At 57.8% G+C, this 1,390-nt stretch carries 2 protein-coding genes; both read left to right on the top strand.

Annotated elements, in window-relative coordinates; genetic code table 11:
* A partial coding sequence (locus VJ464_24640; protein ID HKQ08332.1) for a methyltransferase domain-containing protein occupies positions 1 to 994 on the top strand: 994 nt, incomplete at its 5' end.
* A 27-nt stretch (positions 995 to 1,021) separates the two neighbouring features.
* Positions 1,022 to 1,390 (top strand): class I SAM-dependent methyltransferase (locus VJ464_24635; protein HKQ08331.1); only part of this gene is annotated, 369 nt, incomplete at its 3' end.

Below are 1,390 nucleotides of genomic sequence, written 5' to 3'. Positions count from 1 at the left end.
GCAGCTGGAGAAGGACAATCAGGCGCGGCGCGAGCTGACGATAGAGCAGCGCAACGAGTTGGCAGAGCGGGCGCGGCAGGTCGAGGAGTTAGAGGCGAGGCGGCGGCGGGAGGTCGAAGAGTTAGAGGCGGCGCGGGCGCGGCAGGCTGAGGAGTTAGAGGCGGCGCGAGCGCGGCAGGTCGAGGAGTTAGAGGCGGGGCGGCGGCGGGAGGTCGAGAATCTGGTTTCGCAGATCCATTCCCTCAACGCTCAACTCGCCGATTTACAATCCTTACCAACGACGGTTGAAGAACTGACTGCAAAGCTGACAGAAAGAGAGCAGGAGATAGAACGGCTAAATAAGCTCATTGAAATGAAGGATGGGTTACTTCCCAAATTCAAAGAGCATGAGTTAGCGCACCTCTACCTGGACGGCCTTCAAGGATTAGAGATAGGCCCAGCCGCGCACAACCCATTCGGGCTGAACACGCGCAACGTCGCTCCAAAGGAAGATTATGAGATATACGCCGCCGAATCGCGGCGCATTCATGGGATTGAGCCTGCCAGAATTGACATCTGGGCACACGCCGACCGCATCCCCGTGCGCGACCAGAGCGAAGACTTCATTCTCAGCAGCCATGTCGTCGAGCATCTGCCGAACGTCATCGCGGCCTTCATCGAGTGGAACCGGGTCGTCCGCGACTCCGGCTACGTCTTCATGATTGTCCCGCTGAGGGACGCCTTCGAAGGTGATGTGTCTCGCGAGCTGACGCCGTTTGAGCACTTCATCGAAGACTACGAGCTGGGCTTAACGCTCGACACGCACCCGACCGACGGAGTACCTGGCGGGAGGATGGGCCACTACCACACATTCACTCCCGAAGTCTTGTTGAAGGTCGTCGAATACATGAAAAGGAAAGGGCTTTGCCGGTGGGAGATGATCGCCCGCGAGGATATCGACACCAAATTTGGGAATGGCTTCACCCTGGTTTTCAGGGTAAGACACAACACTTGATATGAGCAGTGTGAGAGGATTGCAAATATGGACTCACGAAGCCTATCGAAATCTTATGACGCCTACTATTACGCGCACGGCTGCGGCGAGCCTTATCAGCGCAGCGAAAAATGGCTGCGCTTTTTCAGGTCAGTCGCAGAGCGCGTCGTTACAGGATTTCAGCCTTCCACGGTCCTGGATGCCGGCTGCGCCATGGGGTTTCTGGTCGAGGCATTGAGGGATAAAGGCATCTTCGCTTACGGCATCGACCTGTCAGAGTACGCCATCTCGCAAGTGCGCGAAGACATCCGCCCCTTCTGCCGCACCGGCTCGCTGACCGAGCCGCTGCCGCAGTCCTATGATCTGATCGTCTGCATCGAAGTCCTCGAACACCTCTCGGCCGACGAAGGCCAGCAG

This window comes from Blastocatellia bacterium, from assembly GCA_035275065.1.
Classification (GTDB): Bacteria; Acidobacteriota; Blastocatellia; order UBA7656; family UBA7656; genus DATENM01.
The sequence above is the reverse complement of the archived record's forward strand: the minus strand, read 5'-3'. Positions and strand labels throughout refer to the sequence as shown.